The sequence below is a fragment of the Candidatus Igneacidithiobacillus taiwanensis genome, assembly GCF_031962545.1.
Taxonomy (GTDB): domain Bacteria; phylum Pseudomonadota; class Gammaproteobacteria; order Acidithiobacillales; family Acidithiobacillaceae; genus Igneacidithiobacillus; species Igneacidithiobacillus taiwanensis.
This window is the reverse complement of sequence record NZ_JAVRKK010000200.1, coordinates 1-3,097: the sequence shown is the minus strand read 5'-3', so window position 1 is coordinate 3,097 and position 3,097 is coordinate 1. Positions and strand designations below refer to the sequence as shown.

General features: G+C 43.6%; 2 protein-coding genes. Both read left to right on the top strand.

Annotated features, from left to right (window positions below; all coding sequences use genetic code 11):
- Positions 1-204 (top strand): adenylyl-sulfate kinase (locus RTI30_RS13610; protein WP_312284056.1); only part of this gene is annotated, 204 nt, incomplete at its 5' end.
- 83 nt (positions 205-287) lie between these two features.
- Complete coding sequence (locus RTI30_RS13605) at positions 288-2,555, top strand: class I SAM-dependent methyltransferase (RefSeq protein WP_312284055.1); 2,268 nt, start codon at positions 288-290, stop codon at positions 2,553-2,555.
- The last annotated feature ends 542 nt before the right edge of the window (positions 2,556-3,097 follow it).

Genomic DNA, 3,097 nt, shown 5'->3' with positions numbered 1-3,097 from the left:
CCATTAGATGTTTGCGAGAACAGAGATGTAAAAGGTATGTATAAAAAAGCAAGGATGGGACTTATAAAAAACTTTACGGGCATTGATGACCCTTATGAGCCGCCAGAGTCTCCAGAATTACACATTAAAACCAACGAAAACGATCCAGAAAAATCAGCACTTTTAGTATTCGAATACTTACAAAAGAGGTTTAAAGATGGATAATAAAAAAATAGTCTTGACAAGTGGGGACAGTATAGTTTTATGCTTTAATTTTTCTTAAAATCACCTTACATTTATGGAGTGTAATGACCATGCAGCGTTTATATTCCGCAGTAGTAGATCCCATTGGTCCGTATCCTGAACAGGTGCGTCGGCTAGTCTGGTCCCTGACCAAACTCGCTGGGGTGGACCCAAGTCATATCGTTTTGCATGTGGTGGAAGGGAAGTCGGACCCTTTGGTTAGGAAAAGTCTTCAGAAACTTGGGGTAGAAATCGTTCCTATTGAAGCCTATCCCGGACATGCTTACTGCAACAAGCTGCAGCAGTTACCGTCTCTACTCAAGAGAGACTTCCAGGATGTTGTTTTGCTTGACTGCGACCTCCTCGTTCTTGAAGAACCTCCAGCAGCAGAAGGTAGAGTACTTGCAAAACCCGTTGATTATGCCAACCCTCCCATGGAGATCCTGGAAAATCTATTGCAACTTGCCGGCCTTCCGATCATTCCTGCAAAGACCGATGTAGATGGAGCCCCGACCATCAGAGCCAATGCAAACGGTGGAGTGTATGTAATTGACCGAATCTGCTTTGAATCGCTATCAGAAGCATGGCGAAAGTGGGTCGATTGGTGTTTTCAAAGAATTGACCATTTTGGCGAGTACTGGATGCACATCGATCAAGTCGCATTCGCTCTGGCCATAACCGAGAGGGAGATTCCTTTTGCTGAGTTGGATCGGCGGTTCAACGTCCCCACTCACGTGAAGCAGCCATCCTCACTAGACTGTATCCCTGCCATTCTGCATTACCATCGCGCCTTGGATAGTCAGCAACTGTTGCTTCCTGTGGAAACACTTCCCCGGGTGAATGAGACCATCCGAGAGATCAATAACAAACTACTCGAAGACCGAAGATCTGCCCTGGACAATGTTGGCTTTTGGAATACACGCTATGCCTTGCACAGTGAGCTAGGCTCAGGTATTGGTTCCAGGGGTGAAACGCTAGCCAAAAAGCAAAAGCTTCTGCAACGCATTGTAAATATCTTGAATGTCGATACGGTTCTAGATATTGGTGGTGGGGATGGGCAGACCATACAATGTCTTCCGCAAGAAATCACCCTATACGCGGCGGATTTGGCTATGGCTTCCAAGCCTCTATACATGGCGGCCAATCCGCGAGCACTATGGATGCAGCATGATATCACATCTGACCCGAGTCCGGTTAAAACGGACCTCGTGGTCTGTCTGGATCTACTGATTCACTTGTCCGATCCGCAAGAATATGCAACAGCGGTGCGCAATCTTCTTGCCAGTGGAAGCTATCTGTTGGTGAGCGGATTCGATGCCCGTCCCGTGGACTTCGGTCCCATGACCTACTTTCATGAACCAATATCCGTATCTCTATCCAGATATGGAGTTATTCCCATTCCGGTGTATGCCTATCGGGGCGTGACCGTATTTTTGGTTATTTCCCACAATTTTTTTGAAACCTTTCGTGGCCTCTCCCCAGAAACTCTGATCAAGGCTATTCCGCATGTTGCAGAGCCACTTCTCTTGGTCGAGGCGCTTTTTAATTCAAAAAACAGACTCGGATTCTTTCCGGATCACCTGCCTAGGTGCATTGAATACCCATGGATCGTGGCGGAACTTGCGGAAAAAAATCCCATGCGTATTGCCGATGTCGGAGCTGGGGTTAGCGTGCTTCCTTTTCTGTTAAGTAACCGTGGACACTCCGTTCTAACCATCGATTCCCATCCAATGATACGCAATACAATGCCGCCGGAATCCTGGAACGAGTGGGGTTTTCTAGATTATTCCGAAATAGATCCCCAAATTCATTCGCTTCACAGTCCATATCAAGATACCTCCGATAATCTACAGTTGGATGCCTTGGTGAGTGTGAACGTTATTGAACATCTTACATCCGATGTTCGCAGGGCATGTATTGACAAGGCAACGAAACAGTTAATTCCGGGAGGGCATATCCTGTTAACCGTAGATACGGAACCCTTCACTGAGAACCTATGGAATTACGCCGACGGCATTCAGGTGGAAGCACCAGAAAAGCATGGTACGCTCAGCGACTTAATCTCGGAACTTTCAGATAGGGGATTCTTGATAGAGAAGATAGAACGCTCGAATTGGTTACCCCAATGCAGAGTGGGCATGGTCAGAATTCACGGGATCAAAAGAACGTTCCAAACAGGGAATGCCAGACGACGGCGCTGTTTCACGTCCATCTTCGGATGGTTGGCTGGGTCAAAGTATCTAATACAACAGGTTAATCATGTATTGAAAGTTGTACCATCTTTATTTCTACAAAAAGAAATACCGAATAGTTTACAGGATTATAGAGGATAAAATAGAATTAGTACAAATATGGGTATAGGCAAGAGAAATAAAAGCAAGATTTACGATACAGTTTTTAAGAGGCTGGATTAATGTGATGAAGGTAGGAAAATACCTACTAAAAAAGAGGAAAATAATAGTGAAGCAATTAGATTTGAAACTGAAAAAGGCTATCAGGGTTGAGCTTATTGGACAACTATAAGCTCAGGTAAAAAACCCATTTGTGTATTTGTTATGGTCTTGGGTGATATTTGTCAAGAAAACTGTGTCTGTTGGAGACCGTCCTTGATTTTGTGTAAGCATCCTTTTTCCCGAAACTAGTATATATAATTTCACCTTAAAATCTATAAACTTTAATGATCATTTTATTTTCTACTTCCTAAAATATACATTAGCGGAAGTAGAAAAATAAGGCATAGGATAAATATAGGTGGAGTTAGGTGTGTTCTGTCTTAATTTATCGGGGCATTATAAAAAAATCTAGCCAAATTTTCGGGGGCGATATAATCTCGAAAATTTACAATGTTTTTGATTTTATGTAAGAATTAATAAAT